Below are 1,744 nucleotides of genomic sequence, written 5' to 3' on the forward strand. Positions count from 1 at the left end.
CCGGGTGAGTATATCCTCGATGTACTCTCCGAAATTTACAGCGTTGAGTTTGCAGCTTTCAAGCAACGAATACATGAAAGCTATGTTTTCGGCCGCGAAGTGGCTGCCGGTATGCAACCAGTTGCGCCTGCCGATGGCGATGTGCCGGAACATACGCTCTATGGCGTTGTTGTGCATCTCGACGCGGCCATCCAGAAGAAACTTCTGAAAGGCTTCCTTGTCATCCAATATGTAATTTACCGCCCGGTGGACCAAAGCACCGTATTCTTTACCGGCCAAACGGATGGATTCAAGTTCCTTCATGATCCTGCCCACTATCCTCCGGCTGTACTTCAACCGGAACTTGAACCTTTGCTCCGGCGTATGCCGTCGTCTGGCAGATTCCCGTTCAATGTAGAATAGGGAGTTTATCAACAGAAGCAGCGGTTTCATCCGCCCGTCGGTTATATAGGCATCCACCAGATAGTGACGGGCATGGAACCAACAAGAGCATCTTTCCACGTGAAATTCCGCCAGGTCCTTTTCGATGGTCTCATACAGCCCGGCCCTGTCACTGAGGAAATACTTGATGTCGGATCCCTTGAAGAAGTTCTCTTCCTGTATGTTATGGTCACGGCTGCCTTCCTTATACTTCATCACCAGCAGTCTCACCTCTTTCGACAACTCCGCATGGATATATTCAACATTATACTTGAAAGGTTCGTTCTTGTTCGCACGGCTGCGCACAAGAATGCGGGTCTCGTCATTCTGTACAAAGAAAGAACGTCTGATTTCCTCCAGCATCAACCCCTCCAGATTCACACGGAGATGATCCATGATCCCGTGCATCCACCCATTCAGGGACGATTGGGGGATATGCGTGTCCATGCCCGCGAGCATCTCAAGGATACGGTTCTCGCTCAGGTGCAGACCGAACTTGGATTCAAGGTAGAAACGGGCAAAGCTCGGCATGACCGGATTTCCCTTGATGATGCTTTCCGGGTGCTTGCTGCACATGGGGTCATTGTCCTGTATATTGAAACGACCTATCTTATATTTCGTACAAGTCACCTTCGGCCCTTCATAAGTGAAAAGATACACATACCACGTGTCAAGGCCGTCATCCTTGGACTTACGCCTGATAAGCCGCCACTTTACGTTGTCCGGCAGATTGGAGGTGTCTATACCCATCTCTTTCAGGACCGTGGCCGTATAGACATTGCGTTTCCCGGGCCTGGACTTGCCTTCCCCGGCTTTCTCCCGCTTCTTGGGAAGATTCACGGCTTTCTCCCGCTTTCCGTCTGTACCCTCCCCGGATTCACGGGAAGGATCGGGCACGTCCCCCGTCTCCCTCATTATCTGCCGGATCACTTCCTCAAAACCCATCTCTTTCAGATAGGGATCGTCCGGGTCAAGCTCGCCATTGAGGAAACGGGAGGCGTCACTGTTATGGTTAAACTGCCGGTGACGTATCAAGTCAATGACGCTCTTGTAATCCACATTGGCCCGGGCCGCGACCTCGGCCACCTCTTTCGCCCCTCTCAGAGACTCAACCTCAGCTTTAAGGGAAGATATCTCTGTATCCTTACCCTTGGAAGACTGTTCGAACCGGTCCGCACGCTCATTGGCCTCCTCGACAGATTGCAGCGCGGATTCGTACAGGGATTTCCAATGTTCGATCTCAGCCCTGCTCTCTTCACGGGTTTCATCCTCGACGGACCTGTTCTCCTCCGTAAGGAAGTCGACATGGGCCCTCAAACGCGCG

At 52.1% G+C, this 1,744-nt stretch carries 1 protein-coding gene; it reads right to left on the bottom strand.

What is annotated here, in order from left to right; genetic code table 11:
• On the bottom strand, nucleotides 1–1,744 hold a 1,744-nt coding region (locus G7Y39_RS13325; RefSeq protein ID WP_165157913.1), incomplete at both ends, for a transposase.

Source organism: Parabacteroides sp. ZJ-118 (genome assembly GCF_011038785.1).
GTDB lineage: Bacteria > Bacteroidota > Bacteroidia > Bacteroidales > Tannerellaceae > Parabacteroides.